At 52.0% G+C, this 19,432-nt stretch carries 11 protein-coding genes; 8 read left to right on the forward strand and 3 right to left on the reverse strand.

All coding sequences use genetic code 11. The features are described 5' to 3' along the window. Window positions 1-543: 543 nt before the first annotated feature. The 4 genes from ACQ3G7_RS03580 to ACQ3G7_RS03595 all read left to right on the forward strand — a co-directional run bounded on the left by ACQ3G7_RS03580 (window position 544) and on the right by ACQ3G7_RS03595 (window position 13,619). Entirely contained in the window at window positions 544-5,637 is a 5,094-nt protein-coding gene (locus ACQ3G7_RS03580) for a hypothetical protein (protein ID WP_430888862.1), read from the forward strand. Between the two features lie 99 nt (window positions 5,638-5,736). Further along, window positions 5,737-12,039 (forward strand): hypothetical protein, encoded by a 6,303-nt coding sequence (locus ACQ3G7_RS03585; RefSeq protein WP_430888863.1) that lies wholly within the window; start codon window positions 5,737-5,739, stop codon window positions 12,037-12,039. Between the two features lie 386 nt (window positions 12,040-12,425). After that, entirely contained in the window at window positions 12,426-13,124 is a 699-nt protein-coding gene (locus ACQ3G7_RS03590) for a phosphohydrolase (RefSeq protein ID WP_430888864.1), read from the forward strand. Window positions 13,125-13,136: 12 nt separating this feature from the next. Next, window positions 13,137-13,619: a very short patch repair endonuclease gene (locus ACQ3G7_RS03595; RefSeq protein ID WP_430888865.1), complete on the forward strand. Its 483-nt coding sequence runs from the start codon at window positions 13,137-13,139 to the stop codon at window positions 13,617-13,619. 31 nt (window positions 13,620-13,650) lie between these two features. On the opposite strand, the gene yedA is transcribed toward ACQ3G7_RS03595, so the two are convergent. After that, window positions 13,651-14,562 carry a drug/metabolite exporter YedA gene (gene yedA, locus ACQ3G7_RS03600; RefSeq protein ID WP_263100363.1) on the reverse strand — a complete coding sequence of 304 codons (912 nt, stop codon included), beginning with the start codon at window positions 14,560-14,562 and terminating at the stop codon, window positions 13,651-13,653. Window positions 14,563-14,760: 198 nt separating this feature from the next. Here yedA and ACQ3G7_RS03605 point away from each other — a divergent pair, with 198 nt between their 5' ends. The 3 genes from ACQ3G7_RS03605 (at window position 14,761) to dgcQ (ending at window position 17,753) form a co-directional block, all read left to right on the forward strand. Next, entirely contained in the window at window positions 14,761-15,672 is a 912-nt protein-coding gene (locus ACQ3G7_RS03605) for a DUF808 family protein (protein ID WP_430888866.1), read from the forward strand. Window positions 15,673-15,751: 79 nt separating this feature from the next. Next, window positions 15,752-15,934, forward strand: a complete 183-nt coding sequence (locus ACQ3G7_RS03610; protein ID WP_061494276.1) for a YodC family protein — start codon at window positions 15,752-15,754, stop codon at window positions 15,932-15,934. A 109-nt stretch (window positions 15,935-16,043) separates the two neighbouring features. Beyond that, window positions 16,044-17,753 carry a cellulose biosynthesis regulator diguanylate cyclase DgcQ gene (dgcQ, locus tag ACQ3G7_RS03615; protein WP_430888867.1) on the forward strand — a complete coding sequence of 570 codons (1,710 nt, stop codon included), beginning with the start codon at window positions 16,044-16,046 and terminating at the stop codon, window positions 17,751-17,753. On the opposite strand, the gene ACQ3G7_RS03620 is transcribed toward dgcQ, so the two are convergent. Then, window positions 17,711-18,547: a mannosyl-3-phosphoglycerate phosphatase-related protein gene (locus ACQ3G7_RS03620; RefSeq protein WP_430888868.1), complete on the reverse strand. Its 837-nt coding sequence runs from the start codon at window positions 18,545-18,547 to the stop codon at window positions 17,711-17,713. The genes dgcQ and ACQ3G7_RS03620 overlap by 43 nt on opposite strands. Window positions 18,548-18,853: 306 nt before the next feature. Beyond that, window positions 18,854-19,084 carry a YodD family peroxide/acid resistance protein gene (gene yodD / locus ACQ3G7_RS03625; RefSeq protein WP_263100370.1) on the reverse strand — a complete coding sequence of 77 codons (231 nt, stop codon included), beginning with the start codon at window positions 19,082-19,084 and terminating at the stop codon, window positions 18,854-18,856. Window positions 19,085-19,212: 128 nt separating this feature from the next. Here yodD and dsrB point away from each other — a divergent pair, with 128 nt between their 5' ends. Further along, window positions 19,213-19,401 (forward strand): protein DsrB, encoded by a 189-nt coding sequence (gene dsrB / locus ACQ3G7_RS03630; protein WP_263100372.1) that lies wholly within the window; start codon window positions 19,213-19,215, stop codon window positions 19,399-19,401. Window positions 19,402-19,432: the final 31 nt, after the last annotated feature.

The following is a 19,432-nucleotide window of genomic DNA, read 5'->3' on the forward strand; positions in this document are numbered from 1 at the left end:
CAGCCTGGTAATCTTCGCCAGCGATTGACCGCGCTACTCTATCTGCTTGATGTGACAGGGGCTGGCCCCAGGATGCCGCAGCGTGTTCTTCCACCGACACCCGACCCCTTTGCAAATGAGGCGCGTGACGTGGACCCGCATGTGTCCGAGGATGCCTCCCCGTTGTCTGAGCCCGCGGCTACGTCCGCCGGTGAACGCCCGCAGTATGATTATATTGCTCTGACCATGCTGGGTGGGGGGGCGGCTGCCGCACAGGCAGGGGCACCGGGCATAACCGACCGTCTTGCCAGTATCGCCCGTATGAGCGGCATTCTGATGGCGGGAACCTCCGCCATGATGACGCGAAAAGGCGCAGGGATTGCGGCGGGCGCTTCGGCATTGCTGGGAAGCCTTGCGTATGCCGGGTACTTACTCTTTGGCGAAAAAAATGCTGAGCAGGGCGGTAGCTCGTTGAGTTTTGAGGAACTGGCTGAGCTGACCGGTGCGCTGACTGAAAAAGAGCGTGCGATGATTGACGAGCTATCCCGCCTGCATAAAGCGCCAGTGAGCGAACCTGAAGAGGCTATCTATCCCTTTGATGCCAGCGAGATAGCTGAACTGGAGCAAATAGCGGCGGAACTGGACGCTGCATTTACAGGCGCTATTGATACCTTTGTACCCCACAGCCGGTTGAAACGCTGGGCCATTGGCGAGCGCAGTGTGTATAACCCGGCGAAAAAAACGACCACCACCACAAAAGCGCCAGTCAGAGCAAAGCCTGCGACGACAACCACAACCACGACAACAACCGCACAGCCACCCGTAACGCCCCCCCCAGCGCCTACGACGGTCGGGCCGGAAATCCGGCAGGCATACTGGCGTCGCCGGTATGAAGAAATGGCGGAGAGCTCTCCGGAAAAATTCTATCTCGATTTACTCCGCAAGGGCCCGGGTAATGACAGCTGGAATTATTTGGTGGCGCCGAGAGAGAGTTTTCCGTTGAATGACACGTGGGTCACACGGATGAATGCGTTGAAATTAGAGAGCCTGCCGCATGAATTCAGTGACAAAATTGAGGTGGCATCTCGCGATGCAGCCAAAGCGCCGGGGGTCAAAGCGGGCATCGCTCAACTACCCGATAACTCATGGCTGCATTTGGGGAAATACTACCTGCTGTTTTATCAGAAAGTGATGTCTCTGTGGGCTAACTTCATTCTTAACCTGGAGGTGGCTGACGCCAGCAGATGCAACGTCCAGGTGGGGCGACTGCAGAATCTGACAAGAGATCTTAATCGTGATTTTGATGGCGCGGCAATGGATGCGGCTGCTTTGAAAAAACTGTCCAACCAGAGTAAGCAACTGAAAAAAAGAAATGAGCAATTACGCACATTCAGTACTCACAAGTCCATGTCTGGTTCGTTGAAAAATGAAACGCTTATATTCAGCCCGCTAATCCCCAAGGCAGAAGTATTTTGGAAAGAATACAGTCTGGCCTATATCGACAAGATCGATCCGTCAAAATTTACGGCCAGTTTTCGTCCTACGCTGTTCACCTTTGTGAGTGACCTTGCTGACCAAATAAAGTCGAGTAGAGGCGATCAGATTGTATTAGGTGATTTTTACTCCAATCTGAGCCTCCTGACCCTCGAGCGTCTGAAAAATGCCCTCAAGGAAAAGCGTGGGGAGGATGCCTACAACTATGCCGTGCTTGATGAGCAAGTGGTGCGCAATATCCGCGAAAATATTGTCAAATTTTGGCATACCAATGAGATGAAGTTCTGGCTGGGCAGATATAACGCCCTCAGAAAAGAGATTACGCCGTTACTGGATGCCTGGCTTGGAAAACGGGCGCCGGACAAGCCCGGTACGCCGTCGAAAACTAAAGTAGCCGCAGGCGCCACGCTTCCTGTACAGGTGGACAAAGGCTCATCCGCGGTGGCGTCTACGACGGTCGCGCCTGAGAATGCAACCGCACAATCCAGCCAGGAACCAAACGACAGTATTGACTGGACGGAAATCGGCAGAAAAATGGAAGCCATGCCGCCGTTACCGGAGCATTTTAGCTTCAGCCAGCAAAAGCTGGACGAGCTCAAAGGGAAACTGGATGCATTTTTGGGGGACATGACCGGCTTTCTTGGCGAGGATATTTTAACGCCCGATCGTTATATTGATGCGTTTATCCGTGAATCACTCCGTATTCATCAGCAGGACCAGCAGTGGTCGCCGGAGAGTAATATCACCGTCAAGGAAATTATCTATCATCTGTCCGGCGGGCGCGCTGCAGAAATACACGAGACGGTTCTTCATACTTATTCCCTTCGCGATATCGTTCGGGGTGTGCCACGTCAGGAACTTGGGACGGCGTATTCCGACAGCAATATTCTCTGGCCTGACGCTTTCAGCCAGCAGTTGCGTGACAGGCTGCTGAAAATAGACCTCTCTGTCGACCTGAAACTGAATGCGGTGTTTGGCGCGGGCAAATCGCGGGTCGAAAACGTCTACAAGGTGATGGTCACACGGGCCGCGCTGGCCTATCTCGACAAGAAAAAAACAACACCCGGAGGAACAGGGGGAGAATATCATCAGCACTATATTGATGCGGTAAAACAGTTTCTGGAGGGGAAAACGCAGGCCGAAACCGTGGAGTGGCATGGCAGCACACTCGCCAACCTGATGTTTATTCCTGTTCCTTCCTCCGGCGTGTTGGGGAATAAGAAAATCGGGGTGCTGCTCTCGCTCTGGGATAACGACTACTATGAAGTGCCGTGGCCGGGACTGGCCGAACTGATTAAAAAAGAAGGAGAGGACAGAAAAGTTCCGCCGTCACTCACCGTTGAAACCGATTCCGGGTTCAGGGCATTCATCGAAAAATACCGGACTGTCGGCACCGGGAAGGCGCTGAAAGATATTCCTGACAGCTTCGGTTTCCTGCCTCATCACCATGATGCGCCGGAACAGCATCAGGATTATACCTTTCAGACCAGTTATACCGTCTATAACCCGCCGTTTACCACCACCTCCGGAAGCCGTGAAGTGCTGATCGATACGCTGATTGAACGGCAGGAGAGTGACCTTGCCGATCTGTATGATGAGCTGATTAAGACATCCGCTGAGCATCAACGGGCAGTTGTCCATGAGCTGGTGAACACGTTAGCGGTGATGTCCGGGTTGCTGCTGATGGTAGGGGGGATCGTGGTTGGCGGGCCTGCCTTACCGTGGATTGCGGCCTCAATGGCGACCACACTGCTGCTGGAGGTGGTGCCGACCATCGTGCTCTATTCGCAGGCGGATGATGACGAAGAGCGCAAAGTGTATATGCGCTCTCTTTTAATGGCCGTGGCGTTTGAGATGGGGGGCAGTCTGGCGGGCGTGGTGATGGAACAGATGCTCAGGGGGATTTCGCGGCTCACGCGCCTTGCTGTTACCGCGCTGCCGGATACGCTGCCCGAAATGTATAAGCTGCTGAAAAACAAAATGCTGCGCGTGATTGCTAAAACAGGCGTGCGACGTTTACGGTTACACAAAGGCGTCGCCACGGCGATAAGCCAGCAAGGGCTTGACGATCTGGACGCGATAGTGAGGACGCTTAAAAAGCCCGCGCCGCCCCCCGTACCAAAAGAGATCCCTGTTGAATCCGCCCCGGACGTTCCTGGATTTAATTATCCTCCCGGTACGAAGGTGAAACCGCCCAAACCCGAACCTGAACCTGTTGCAGGGCCCTCAGGCCGGATCACCCCCCCTGTTAGCGTGAAAGCCGATCTGTCCCTCGAAGGAAGAGTTCAGGCGTTATCCGATGTGATTAGCGAAATGGATAAAATGCGTTTCGAATCCAATGTGCGCATCGTGACCGCCTGGAAAAAAGGCAGTACAACGCACGAAATTACGAACAGCTATTATATCCGTGGGCTACGCAGGCAGGACCGGGTAGTGGTTCAGCTATTTTCTGACAAAGGTGAGTTTTCATATATCTACTTTGATGAGGATGAGTGGTTACAAATCATGGCGAATAAGGCACAGCAGTCAGATGACTGGCTACTGGCGTATTACGATCTGGCCAGTGAAGCTGAACTCTCCGGGATTAAAGGTGGGTTAAGACCGCTGACGCAAATGAGCGGTACGTTACCCCTCGAGGATTACCCACAGGAGGGCGTTCTGATCTACGCGTCGCAGGCTTATAAAGATAGTGTGGCCAAACAGGGTGTGAGTTTTGAGGCGATACAGAAATTTCTCGATCAATTACATATTCGTACTCAGGACCCGGCCGGAGAAAACAGCCTGTCGACAATTATCAAAAACGCAATCGAAGAAAGTGATGATTTACAAGCTGCATTACGACAGGTCCAGTTGTTAGACGACATACCGAAAGCATGGAAAACGTCCAACGCCGAAGATGCGCAATTAATGAAACGGATCCAGGAAATAAAAGATCTTGGTCCTGATATCACCCATTTCCGGCCGTTAGTTAAGGATCTGCCTTTCCGACAAAACAATCCGCGACTGAGCGAGGCGCTTCAGTCGTTTTATACAAAATCACTCCATTCCGATCCGGGCTTTAAGGTTGTTTCGACGGATTTTTCGCGAATCAAGGCGGCCAACGGTGGGGGCCTTGTCTCCATGTCGCAGTTAAACATCATCGAGCAGGCATTTAACCGGGTGCATGATATTGCAGAGAAGGTACAGGCACTCCTTCTTGAGGCCAAAAATAACTATGCGTTGCATGAAAGAATTCTGGTGATACTGGCGAAATTCCTCAATACCACCGACAGTAAAATTCTCGGCGAGGCCTATGAGCGGCTGAGTATTTTGGGGGAACGGCTCCGGACGTTTGCCCGCTATCATGTGCAGGAGACAAAACTTGGGCGTGTTGTGCTCATGCAGAAGGTCGATGCTTCAGAGCCGGTTGTTTTTGCCTATGTTTATCAAAAAGATCCCACTGCCCGTATCATGGTTGTGTTACCCGATATCTTCGAGGATAAAGCCGTTCATGACACTATTATCCACGAGATATCTCACCAGGCGATCGGTACGGAAGATTACGTTTACATAACGGATATTCCTAAGAAATACACGCCCTTCAGTGCGCATCACCTCTCTTTTGGCACTTACCCCTTTGAACCGGACAGCGCACATGTGCCGCTGGGGCGGGCCGGGCAGTCTTATGGCACCACCGGGGTTGAACGTCTTAACCCGGTCTCAGAGTACGATCGTGCCCTGGCGCAGGCACGGGTGAGATTTCTGCCGATGGAGAGGGCGAATGCGAAAATGGGTAACGCCGATTCGCAGGTGATCCTGTTTCTCGCGCTGTTTAATAATTTTGAGTTTGAGAAAGTCACCTTCGCGGGAACAGAGGCCTACACCTGGCGTATTAAACCCATTGAGGATGCGCTCGCGCGGGCAAAACGCGATGTGTCGGAGCAAAGCGATCTCCCGGGACGGGTGACGACTGCCGAGCCAGAAACCCCAACCTTATCGCCGCAGGAAGAGTTGGTTGTGCGGGAGTACAGTGAGCATCTCCTTAACGTGGCACTTTTCCAGGCCAGTGAGTTTACGGTCGACGATATTCTTACTGACGAAGAGATTAAGGCACTTGTTCTCGCCATCAGTGAACTGGCCAGTACCACGCAGGCGACCCCTTCCGGCGACGTCACTAACCCGTAATACAGACCCTGCTGCAGAAAACATTCTGCAGCAGGGTCTGCCCATCATCCTGAGTACAGACCGCTATCTCCGTATGTCACTGTCTGAAGGAACAATACGATGCCGACACATGAACCCTCTGTAGACGAACAGCCAGCATCGACTGGTGCGCGCAAAAAGAGCCGCAGCAGGCGGCGTGGTAAAGGTGTGCGCGGCGATCCGGACGCCGCATGGCAACAGAGCGGCGCGAAACTGCGCGCAGCCTGGGAAGAACTGGAAGCGGGAACATCGGGCGAACCGCAGTCTCCGCTACTGCGCGGGCGTAACCTGCAGGAGCGCCTCACCGCAATGCTGTATGTGCTGGATGCCAGCGGAGCCGGGCCGGCTTCTGTGGCGCGCCATCTCCCGCCGGAGCCTGTTATTCCCGACGCGGGGCCGGCTGTGCCGGTGTCGCAGACGGAGGCAGAAGAACCGCCCGCCGCGCGCTCAGCGGGGAACCGCAACGGCGAGTCGATTGAACTGCCATTATGGGGCGCGGCGGCAACGACTGCATACACCGCGTCGCAGGCGGCAGGGGGCCCGGGTCTGACGGAGCGTCTGGCAGAGGCGGGCCGGAGGATGGCGGCACAGGGCAGTAGTATGATGCAGACCACCAGCGTGCTGATGGCGGCGGCAGCGGCGCAGGTGAACCCGCGAGCCGTGTCGCAGACGGTGGGCGCCACGGCGCTACTGACCGGGCTGGCCTATGCCTGGTATTCGATATTCGGGCAGCGGGAAGATGAACGCGCGGCGGCGTATGAACAACTGGCAGAACTGACCGGCATGCTGACAGAGGATGAACGGGCGGTTCTGGACACTCTCCTCCATTCGATTCCGGCGCGTGCACCCGAGCCCGTTAATAGCCTGCCGGAAGAGGTTCTTCAACCTTACAGTAAAGCGGAAATGGATGAACTGATTGCGCTGGTCGCGGAACTTAAGGCTGACGATACCGGCGCCAGGCCGACGGAGATGGCTAAAATCCCTGGCACAGCGAATCTTCATGGTGCCAGGGCAAAACGATCGCTGCCAATTGTTCCTTCTGCTACCGTCGATACGACGGCGACCACGATAGCGGCAAATTCAACGGCAACCCAGTCTGCGTCCAGACAGGCGTATTGGGCCAAACGCTATGAGGAGGCGAAAGAGGGGAACAGGGAGAAAACACTGTTTGGCATCCTGAAAGCCGGGCCGCAACCTTCTCATCATTATAGTCTGGCGGCGCCTCGGGAGAGTTTTCCACTGAGAGATGCCTGGTATACCCAAATGGATCAGTTGGGTATTGACTCCCTCGACGATGTCTATAAAGGCAAAATGCTTCAGCTGGCGGCTGAAACGGCCAGCGATATGGCTATCTTGCCTCCCTATGATGATCTGCCGGCAACACGTTGGCTGCATGTCGGACATTATTACGAACGATTTTATCGGAGTGTATTGCTGGAATGGGGGACGGCCCTGGTACGCATGGATATGTCGGTTGCCAAAGAGTTTAAAGACATTGCGATGCGGATGCATACACTGATAATTGCATTGAAAGATGAATGGGGTAAAACGGCAATTCACGAATCTGTGCTGGCCAGACTCGACGGTAAGATGTCACGCCTAAAATTTATGCATTTTATGCTGGATGCATTTAGCCCTCTTCGAAACCGACCAATCGCCGAAAATTTAAAAGCGCCAGACTGGAAATACAATGTAGAAATTCCAGCTGGGGATATTTTCTGGAAAAAATACAGTTTGTCCTATCTGCAGCATATAGATCTTTCCAGATTTACAGATGATTTTACAGATACTCTGAAGCAGTTTGTTAAATCCAGCGTCGACTACCTGAAAACCACCGATAATAAGATTGATTTGGTGAAGCTTTATACTGGAATGAGCATTCTCGCCGTGAAGCGTCAGTTGGAAGCCGTAGAGGCTGACGATGTGAAGAAAGCCTACAACTATGCGGTGCTGGATGAGGAGTTGCGATTAATTATACAGGAGAATATTTCCCGTTTATGGGGAGGGACTCAACCTACGACATATATCACGGAACACGATCGGGGAATTGACGAGATATTACAGCAATTACCAATAATGAGACAGAGGTTGAAACAGAAGGAGGGCCGTGGGGAACAAGCAGCAACGACACCGGTATCGGCACCGAGCGTGACGGAGGAAACCGTTGATGAAAAAGCAACCACTACAAAGGCAACCACAACAGCGCAGGCAGTAACGGAAGAAAATAAGAAGGAAATGAGCGTCATACCGACCCGGACACCGCTTGCTGAGATTGACTGGGATAAACTTCAGCAGGTTCTTGAACGAGCAGAATTATTGCCAGAAGAGCGATTTAGCGCCCGGCAATATATCTTAGGGAAGATGCAAGAAAAAATGGAGGAAACGTTCGAAAATCTGACCGGTTTTCTCAACGAAAAGATCCTGAATCCGGGGGGGTATATTGATTCATTTATCAATGAATCACTCGGAAAATATGGTCTGGATAAAACATGGTCGCCGGATTCTGTTGCTTTTGTCGAACCTTACCAGCGGCCTTTTAGTGAGGGGAAGCCCTCTACTTATCCCCTTCCTAAAACCTATACCTTGCGCGATCTTGTGTTAGGAAAATTGCGCAGAGATACAATAAGTATGCACCGGGAGTATGCTATTCAGTGGCCGCGCTCTTTTCCGGCGGAATTACAGAATCTTCTTGAAAATGGAATTGAAAAGGATATTAAAACGAAGCTTGAAGCGCTTTTTGTTTCAGACTCTCCTGGAGGGAAACAGAGAACTGAACAGATCTATAAGGTCATGGCCCGACAAGCAGCGCTGAATTATCTTGAGCGGAAAAAGACAGAGCCAGCACTCCTTAGTGCTTATAAGGTCTATATCGATGCGGTTGAGAGTTATCTGAAAGGGCAGACCAAAGCGGAAATCGTCAGATGGCATGGCAGTGAACTCTCTGGCATGTTTTTTATTCCACTCAGTCCGCAAGCTGCAGGCAAGAATAAAATGGGAGTACTACTGTCTCTGTGGGGAAATGACTATTATGAAATACCGTGGCCTGGTTTTTCAGTTTTGCAACGTGAGAATTACCCGAAGAATCTCTACGAAACGCCACCCGCATTTCCTGAATCCCACCCCAATCTACAGAAATTTATTGAGAAGCACAGGACCATTCGTACGGGCAGAGATCTGGCGAACATCGCAAAACCATTTGAATACAAGGGTGTCATGATTGATGCAACCAGCCAATTTACCCCGGAAGCCGGAGACATGTACACCGTGTTTAAACCGCCATTTACGACCTTTTCACCAGGTGCAATTGATGACTTAGTCGGTTACCTTACCCGTTTACAACATAAAGACATGACTAAATTATATGATGAGCTGATTGTCACGTCCGGGGAGTTCGCACGGGTCAAAACATCTGAATTGGTTAATACGCTTTCTATTGCCGTTGGGATAATGATGATATTCGGCGGCATCGTAATTGGCGGGCCTGCGTGGGCATGGTTGTTGGCTTCGCTGGTATCGACGTTGCTGGTGGATATAGTGCCGAATGCTGTGCTCTATTCACAGGCAGATGATGAGGAAGAACGGGCGCAGTATCTGCACTCGATGGTTATGGCTGTGGCATTTGAGTTGGGAGGGAATGTGGTATCTGGGGCGGCAGGGCCGCTGCTTAAAGCTGCTGCCAACCAGGTTGCACGTTTGGGGGTGACGGCGGTACGCACAACGTTGCCGAAAATGTATGGATATATCATCAACAAATTAAAGCTCAGCGGAAAATCCCTAAAAGTTGAACTGCTGAGACAAGTGGGCAAAAAAAATGGTTTTGTGAGCCAAAAAAATAATGACGATCTTCGTCGGATCCTTTCGAAGCCAGATGTGCGCGACAATAAGGAGGCTGCGCCGAATCCTCTCGATACCGTGCAGAGTCGTCCCCGTGTAGAAAAATGGAATAAAGAGTTGGTGGAAACCGCTAATGAGTTACGTGAAAATGGATTTGACACCTGGTTTCGTGTTGTCTCTCGCTGGAAAAAGGTCACAGAGAACAAGGTTGAAAACACCTATGTGATTGTAGCCAAAAGAGGGGAGGATACGGCCATCGTTTCTTTGATGCGAGAGAAAGGAAAATCGGCCTTTCTCTATTCAACAGAAGAGCAATGGCTGCGTCAGCTAAGTGATAGCGCGGTTGCCCAAAAAGAAGTCGTTAAGTACCTTGATTATACTGATTTCAATATTCTGAAACATCAACACAATGAGCTGGCTGACTATTCTGGTGAATTATCATCATATGGTTATATTGATGATGCGCTAATTGTTTCTCCACCCGAGGAATACAAAGAAATCATCAAGAAGCAAACAGGTATAAGTTATGATGTTATTCAGGACACATTCTGGAAAATAAAAGGAAACGAAGCAGGAACTTCCCGCATGCCAGTCGCGAATTCTGCCAATCGTGTAAAACCGCCATCTGGAAGTGACAGTGGGACGAAAAAAAATGCCCCAATTATACCGACTGAGTTTATCAGGGATATAAAATCTTCAGCAGAGATTGCATCTGATATGACGACGGATTTTAATTCGCAACAATTACTGGCTAAATTGAAAAATAATAAAGATATTGAAGCCGCAATCAATAGCCCGGGGGGAAAATGCGACACCATATTGTACCCGATTGAGAAAATCATTAGTGCAGAAGGATTTTCAGATATTCGTTTCCGTGGGATGTATATGTGGATAAATGCAATGTCATCACCTGGTAACCATTTTGTAGTCATCGCCAAAAAAAATGGCATTGATTATGCTATTGATTTAACGGCCAGACAGTTTGGTGAGAACATGAGCGGATTTACCGGGCCGATTATCTCACGCGAAGCAGATTGGGCAGTTAAATATAGTCTGGGCTCTGAACGTAGACTAATAAAGTACAAGGATTTTAATAATCCATCCAGTGCCGTAAATAACTTCCAGTTATTGCCTGTTCCCCCAGATGATTTTATTGAAGATGGTATTATTTTGAAAGTTCCGCGATGGTATATCACATTAAAGAATGCCAGAATTGAGGAGCTGAAAAAGCCACCAGTACCGGAAAAAGCGTTATCCGGACGTATTTTGTCTGAAGCAGATTTAGGGGAAGGTTCATTAACATGGCAAAATTTCGATTTGTTACCTCCGCCGCAAATTGCACGCGGTGAGGGAGGTGATAAGGCCTTCAAAATTACCAGTAAAGCGGCGGAGCTTAAGGTGCTTGGGCCGGATATTGAAGCGTTTTATCCTCTGTCTAAAAATCCAGGGATGAAAAATCTGGAGGAAACGACAAAAACGGAATTGATTGAGCGATTTACAAAACTCCCTGGTAAAAATTCAGTCTATGAGCAGGCGGGCGAGGATGTATGGCAGGTGGCCTTCCGTGCGCAAATTCCCGCTGAACAAGCCGCGGCGGTCCGCGTCAAAGAGAGCTTTGCCAGGGCTTTTGAAGAGACGGAAAAAGTGCTGGCCATCATGAGGGAGGCAAAAACGAATCCGGAAATTCGTCAACAGTTTATTAGCGTAATGGCCCGTTTTCTAAATGAAAAGGATCCGCGTATTTTGACTGAAGCTTATAACCGTTTCGCGGTTATTGCCGAGGAGACCTATGAGGCGGCACGCTTTCATGTAGCCGAGAAGCAGTTTTCCCGGGTGATCCCTGTGCGGATTAAAGAAGGTAAACACGCGGCGGCGATGGATCAGGCTTTTGTTTATCCCTATGACCCGACCGGAAGGATATTCGTTGTTCTGGAGAATTATTCGCAATCATACAGCAGCCAGACGGCCATACATGAGCTGACTCACTTGTCCGTAGGGAGTCTTGATTTTCAGTATCTGGCGGACAGCAACAGGCTGGGAGCATTAGCAGACATGAAACAGGCGCATTCTATGTTTGGATCCGGGCTGTACAGTGAGGAGGGGTTGCAGTTTGGTATTGGCAAACGGCAGTTCGCTGTCAGTGAAATTCAGGCCGCAAAAATGCGTGCACTTACCGATCAGGAGAGGATACTGGCGCAGGCGCGTCTAACCAGGCTCCCAATGTTGCGGGCGAATGCAAAGCTGAATAATGCGGATCATCTTACTATTTTTTATAACGCACTCCTGGAGGCGTTTTCAGTTACGCCAGAAGCATTCAGCGGGAAGGAAAGCATCTTATGGTCAGTGAAAGTCAAGCCATCCGTGACTAAACGTTCTGTCCCTGTAGTGGATGAAAACACTGCAGCAGCAGATATTGACAGAGCGATTAAAAGAGAAAGAGATGAAAGCGCGTTGTCGGTATTTATCCTTCAGGGGGGGATGCTTGCAAAAGAGGATCGACTGACGGATCTCGAACTTGACGAATATGATATCGACTGGGATATGCCCTAAAAATATTACACGGATAAATTAATGTCGGAACAATTATGCTAAAAAGAGATATAAACAGAGTAGAAGTGAGTGAATCTATTAATTAATGCTATGGATAAAAAGAAAATATCCTGGCGGGTAATGCCAGGATACGAGTTGTCAAATATTGACAAAAAAACAAAAGCTAGAGAGGTCACTAATAATGCGCGGGCATCATCGCATAAGTATTACAGTAAATAAACAGTTATTAAATCAGATGCCACATTATTTATTTTATTAATTTGGTGTCGGGTATATTTCTCGTGGAAATATAAATCTATATTATGTCTGCCTGCCATTTGTCTGTGATAATGACGACCTGTAACACATGAGATGCTATTGTTATGGTTTTTCGCGCAGGAGCAACAATGACTATCAATGACTGGCAGCACCGTTTTGACGTATGGATTCGCCACCATTTTAACCATGCAGATGCCGCGCACGACGTCTCGCATTTTCGCCGGGTGTGGAAGACGGCGCAGACCCTGATGCAGGAGCAACAGGTGGATGCGCTGGTGATCCTGACTGCTTGCTATTTCCACGACATTGTCAGCCTGCCGAAGAACCACCCGCAGCGGCACTTATCTTCAGTGATGGCAGCGCAGAAAACCGCCGATGTGCTGGGCAAGGATTTTCCCGATTACCCGCAAAAGGCAGTGCCAGCGGTATGCCACGCCATTGAAGCACACAGTTTCAGCGCTGGCATTGCAGCGCAGACACTGGAGGCGAAAATCGTGCAAGACGCGGACAGATTGGAGTCATTAGGCGCTATTGGGCTGGCGCGGGTATTTGCCGTTTCCGGCTCGCTGGGCGTTGCCCTGTTCGATGGCGACGATCCTTTCGCGGCGCAGCGGGAACTGGATGACCGGGCGTATGCCCTCGATCACTTTCGTTGCAAACTGCTAAAGCTTCCTGCCACCATGCAAACGGAAAAGGGGCGTGAACTGGCGCGCAGTAATGCCGATTTTCTGGTGCACTATATGGCCAAGCTGAGCGCCGAATTACAGGGCGATTTTCAGCACATCGACGACGATGTGTTGCGCCGCTTCGGTTCCCACGCCCTGTAGCGGAGTAAGAGAATGGCGGATGTGCACGACAAAGCAACCCGTAGCAAGAACATGCGCGCGATCGCCACGCGGGATACGGCCATCGAGAAGCGGCTGGCAAGCTGCCTGCAATCACTCGGGCTGGATTTTCGTGTACAGGACGCCGCTTTACCGGGGCGTCCTGATTTTGTGCTGGATAACTACCGTTGCGTGATATTTACCCACGGCTGCTTCTGGCATCGCCACCGGTGTCATCTGTTTAAAGTCCCGGCGACGCGCACCGATTTCTGGCTGGAGAAGATAGGCAAAAACGTAGCGCGGGATAAGCGCGACTGCGGTTTGCTGCGCGAGCAGGGATGGCGGGTGTTAATTGTCTGGGAATGCGCGTTGCGAGGAAAACTGAAGTTGAGCGACCAGGCGCTGAGCGAGCGCCTGGAAGAGTGGGTTTGCGAAGGCGGTGCTCTCGCGCAGATTGATACGCAAGGGATCCATGCCGTAATGGATATTGCTGAATAGCCGCTCTCTGTAGGCGGCTATTCAGCCTGTATTACTTTTCCGCTTCACACGGGGTGACGACGGGGCGCTGCGGCAGCAGGTACTTGCCCAGCGTGACCAGTACCACCGCCATAATAATAATCCCCAGCGCCAGCCACTCGACGGGCGAAAGGTGTTCGCCGGCAAACCCTGTGCCCAGCAGCACGGCGACCACCGGATTGACGTAAGCGTAGCTGGTCGCCACGGCAGGAGAGACATTGCGGATCAGGTACATATAGGCGTTAATCGCGATGATAGAGCCGAACAGCGCCAGGTACCCCACCGCCATAAAGCCCTGCAGCGAAGGTAGCCGGGTCAGTCGCTCACCGGTTAACGCCGAGGCCGCCAGCAGCACGATGCCTGCCGCCAGCATTTCGATAGCGCCTGCCATCATCCCGACGGGCAGCGCAATACGCGAGCCATACACCGAGCCAAAGGCCCAGCTCATCGACCCCACCAGAATCATCAATGCCCCCCACGGATTACCGCTTAAGTTTCCGCCGCTGTTGAGCAAAATAATCCCCGCCAGACCAATGGCGATACCAAACCACTCAAGTTTTCGCGTAGCAATGCCGAAAAAGTGACTGAAGCACAAGGTAAATAGTGGCACGGTGGCGACCACGACCGCCGCGATACCGGATGGCACATTTTGATGTTCGGCGACAGTGACGAACCCGTTACCGACCGCCAGCAGCAGTACGCCAAGTAATGCGGCGTTCAGCATTGGGCGCAGAGGCGGCAGTTTATGCCCACTCAATAACAAACAGGTTGTCAGGACGACACCCGCAGAGAGGAAACGGACGCCAGCCATCATCAATGGTGGCCAGCTTTCAACGCCAACGCGGATAACAAAGTACGTGGAACCCCAAATAATGTAGAGCGCAAAAAGCGCGCCAATAAGCGGTAAAACATGCCTGAAACGCATAACCCACCCAGGAAAAGATAAGAGGCTTATAGTTAACGTCAAAACTACCGGGCTGGCGAGTGGTTAATTGCGAAGAAAGTGTTAAATTTTTGTTGACACCAGCAGGGCGTTTCCGCGTATCGTTTTTTACCGCATACTGAGGGAACGCAGGCAGTACCTGCGCGCTTTTGTGCAACATAATCAATAAGGAAGGATATTTTGGCAGGAAGTAGTTTATTGACCTTACTGGACGACATTGCCACATTGCTGGATGACATTTCGGTGATGGGCAAACTGGCGGCGAAAAAGACCGCTGGCGTGCTGGGCGACGATCTGTCGCTCAATGCACAACAAGTCGCCGGGGTGCGTGCGAACCGCGAGTTGCCGGTGGTGTGGAGCGTGGCGAGAGGGTCGCTGCTGAACAAGGTTATCCTCGTGCCGCTGGCGCTGTTGATCAGCGCAGTGATCCCGTGGGCCATCACGCCGCTGCTGATGCTGGGCGGGGCGTTTCTCTGTTTTGAAGGTGTGGAGAAAGTGCTGCATACCTTTGAAGCGCGAAAACATAAAGAGAGCCCTGAAGCGCGCCAACAGCGCCTGGAAGCCCTGGCGGCGCAGGATCCGCAGCAGTTCGAGAAAGACAAAATCAAAGGTGCTGTGCGCACGGACTTTATTCTGTCGGCGGAAATTGTTGCGATTACGTTGGGCATTGTTGCAGACGCGCCATTGCTCAACCAGGTGCTGATCCTGTCGGGCATTGCCGTGCTGGTGACCATTGGTGTTTACGGGCTGGTGGGCATTATCGTTAAGCTCGATGACATGGGCTACTGGCTGGTGGAGAAAAACGGCGTACTGGCGCAGGGCGTAGGGAAAGGATTGCTGTTCGCTGCCCCCTTGTTGATGAAAATATTGTCGGTGGTTGGCACGCTGGCCATGTTCCTGGTCGGCGGCGGCATCGTGGTGCACGGTATTGCGCCGTTGCACCACGCAGTAGAGCAATTTGCCGCCGGGCAGAATGCCGTATTGCAGACACTTACGCCGGTGCTGGCAAACCTGGTGCTGGGCTTTGTGATTGGTGCGGTGGTCGTTGCGGTAATGAAAGGGATAACGCGTTTGCGGGGTGCGGCTGAATAAAATCTTACGGCCGGCATTATGCAAAATAAACAAACTTCGTCTAAGGTGAAAAAGTTTCGCCCTGATACAGGAGGCAGTGATGGTCTTTTTGGTCAGTGATGAAGTGATACCCAAAAATGGTGGTCCGCGCATGATCGTCACCGGCTATGCCAGCGGTATGGTGGAGTGTCGGTGGTATGACGGCTACGGCGTCAAACGGGAAGCTTTTCGTGAAGATGAACTGATGCCTGGCGACAGGCAAAGGATCCACGAGGAGGTTTAATCCCTTAAAACGCCCGGCAATGCCGGGCGTTTTTATTGCCCGCAGGCCGGGTGAGGCCGTGAATTGCGGGACTAAAGCACAGCGAAACAGCGCATATCAGGGCTCCTGTATGCGGCAGGAAAATGTCGTGAAAGAAAAAAGGCGGCTTGGAAACCTAAAGAAGTATTTCTCCCCGGCGCGGGTGGTTAACCTGTGCTTTGTCATCGTGGTGGTGTGTTCCACCATTCTCACCTGGCGTGAAGTTATTGTCCTGGAAGGCGCGTATGTCGCCAGCCAGCGAAGTATGCTGGAAAACGTCAGCAATGCGCTGGACAGGCATATGCAGGTCGGTGTGGATCGCTTACTCTTTTTTCGCAACGGCATGCAGTCCGCGTTACAGACACCGCTGACATTTGACGTCATGCGCAATGTGCAAAATGGGTTTGAGCAGCAACGACACTTGCCACAGTGGAATATCGAACTGGATAACCGCCGGACATTGCCGCTGTATGGCGTCTCCGATTATTTTGTCGATCAGAGCGAACTGCTCAACCGTGACCATCCACTGCTGCATAATGAACTGACGGCGGCCATGGAGCTCGGTTATCTGTTTCGTCTCTCCGCCAATGCAGGGTTGCTGCCGCGCCGTGCTTATTACGTCTCCCGCGCCGGCTTTTTTGTCGCCACCCATCCGCTGGAAAATAGCCAGCAGATTATCCCGACCTATTATCATTTACTGATGCGGCCGTGGTTTACCGATCAGCGTGAGCGTGAAAATCGCGCCCGTGCAGTGCGCTGGTTCACCGATCAGACCGATGGAGGGCAGAGCGATAAGGGATTTGTTATCGCCAGCGCTCCCCTGGACTACAGAGATTACTGGTTCGGTGTGCTGGCGATGAGTTTTCCTGTGGAGGCGATTGCGCAACTGTTGAACGATGCGCGGGAAGGGCAGAATAAGGGCGAATATCAGCTCTATAACAGCCAGTTTCAGCTATTAACCCACGCGCCGGACGTCAGCCGTACAGAACCGACGTTCACGGCGGACCAACAGGCCCGGTTGATGGACGGGATGGCGCGCGATACCCGTGGCGGGCTGCGTTTCGGGACGCGTTATGTGAGCTGGCAGAAACTGCGGCACTTTGACGGCTTCATACTGCGTATTCAAACATTGCGCGAGGGTCTGCAAGGGGATTTTGGCAGCATTAGCATTGCACTGGCGCTGTTGTGGGTGCTGTTTACCGCTATGCTGCTGTTTGCCTGGGCGGTGATCCGCCGGATGGTCAACAACATGTACAGCATGCAAAATACCCTGCAATGGCAGGCGTGGTATGACCCGCTTACCCGCTTGTGCAATCGCGGCGCGCTGTTTGAACGGGCGAAAATCTTAACGGAAGAGGGGCGGGAGCAGCAGCAACCTTTTGCCATTATCCAGATCGATCTCGACCATTTCAAAAACGTTAACGACCGCTATGGCCATCAGGCGGGCGATTTGGTGCTGTCACATGCAGCGGGCCTGATCAGCAGCACGATTGGCAGCGAAGATGTGGCCGGGCGCGTAGGGGGAGAAGAGTTCTGCGTTTTACTGCCGGGCAGTACGCTTGAACAAGCTGCTCGTGTTGCCGAGCGGATTCGTGCGCGCATTCGCGGTAAGGAGATACTGATCCATAAGCATACGACCATTCGCATTAGCGCTTCGCTCGGCGTCAGCGGCGCACTGGAGAGCAGCAGCTACGATTTTGAAACGCTGCAATCCATTGCCGACAGCCGGTTATACCGGGCGAAAAACAGTGGGCGTAATCAGGTCTGCTCGGAAGATGCTGCACCAAAGCCAAAGAAGTGATCCAGGCCTTCACGCCAGCCAGCGGCGCCTTCGCATTGCGAATGGTACACCCGCTCTGGCGTATCTTTACGCAGTCGTACGCCCTGGCGATTCAGGCCTTTCACGACGATCGCGTGATCGACGCTGTCCAGCAGCGGGGCATCGTTAGGGCCATCGCCTAGCCCAATGGTGAAGGCGCGTTTTCCAGTGTAATGGCGGTACTGGCGGGTTAACCAGTTTACCGCCTGATCTTTACCACCGCGTTCGTCGAGCACATGCCAGAAACGCGCGCCCTGAACAAAACATAGTCCCAGCCCTGCGAGAGCAGTGTCGAAAGCCGCCATGCGTTCATCACTGTCCCGCCAGATTAACGTTTCCGATGCCTCTTGCAGGCGCGCCAGGCTGGCTTGCGCCGGGGGCAATCCGGTAATCTCCGCCAGTATGCGCTCGTCGAGCTCGTCAAAGGTGGTAAACTTCCAGCCCTGTTTTTGCCGTAGCTGGTTCAACACTCTGGCGATTTCGTCATGGGGTGAGCCGGTGATAATCCGCGGGTAGCTGTCATGTTCCTGCCAGCGTTCGTCAAGCTGGATCACCGCGCCATTTTCGGCGATAAACGGTAACCCCTGAAGTCCGAGTGTTTTTTGCAGGTCAATCATTTCGGCGGCGGTTTTACTGCTGCATAAAATGACCGGGACATGGTGCTGGCGAAGCCGTTCAAGCCAGCCGGCAGCAGCGTGCCAGTCACCGGTATGGCTGTCGCACAGGGTGCCGTCGACATCGGTAAAAACCAGCAGTGGTGAGTCCAGACCGGGCATATTCCGCTCCTTTCGTTTTTCTCAAGACGGGGGAGTTAAGCATCATCTTGCCTGCGCATGCCATTCGCACGTACAGGCGATTTTTTTCGTTATTTTTCCTCTGTACGGAGTACCCTCGGCGGTAGCGCTTTGTATCCAATGGAATACACTTGTTTACCTAATTATTTGTTTTATCAATAATTCTTGTCTTAATGCGCGTTTGTCGTTAGAGTTTCCCCTACATCAGATTCCCTGGTGTACGAATTTTTAAGTGCTTCTTGCGCAAGCAAGTTTCCTCCCGGTTGCTGCTGCAACCGGGAGTTTTCTTTAGCGGTTTACCTCAGTGATGCTGAAGTCGTGCACGTCCAGCTCGAACGCTTCCGCCAGTTCCCGCCAGGTATGATATTCCCTGCCATCCACGCTCACGCGTTGACCATCCTCGTCGTTAACCCGATGGATTTCACTTTCGCTAATTTCGTTAATCGCCGCCAGCAGGGCGTCCACGTCAACGTTGACGTCGCGTTTGGCGGTTTCGCTGTACTCTTTCACCGTTTTCATGCCGTCACCTCTTTCGCAGTCCCACGGCTAAGTATAGACGGTAGAAAAAATCGCCAGCTAAACGCCGGGGGCGCTGCCAGCCCGAGGCTTTTGTTCTACACTGGCGTAAATGCAACAGGAGGGTAAATATGAAGGTTAACGATCGGGTTACGGTCAAAACGGACGGGGGTCCACGCCGTCCGGGGGTGGTATTGGCTGTTGAAGCGTTCAATGAAGGTACAATGTACCTGGTGTCACTGGAAGACTACCCGCTCGGAATCTGGTTCTTTAATGAAAAAGATCACGCAGACGGGGTTTTCGTCGAAAAAGCAGATTAATTTCTTCGCCCTCCTGAGAGGGAGGGTGAAT

Source organism: Kosakonia sp. N21, from assembly GCF_050587465.1.
Taxonomy (GTDB): domain Bacteria; phylum Pseudomonadota; class Gammaproteobacteria; order Enterobacterales; family Enterobacteriaceae.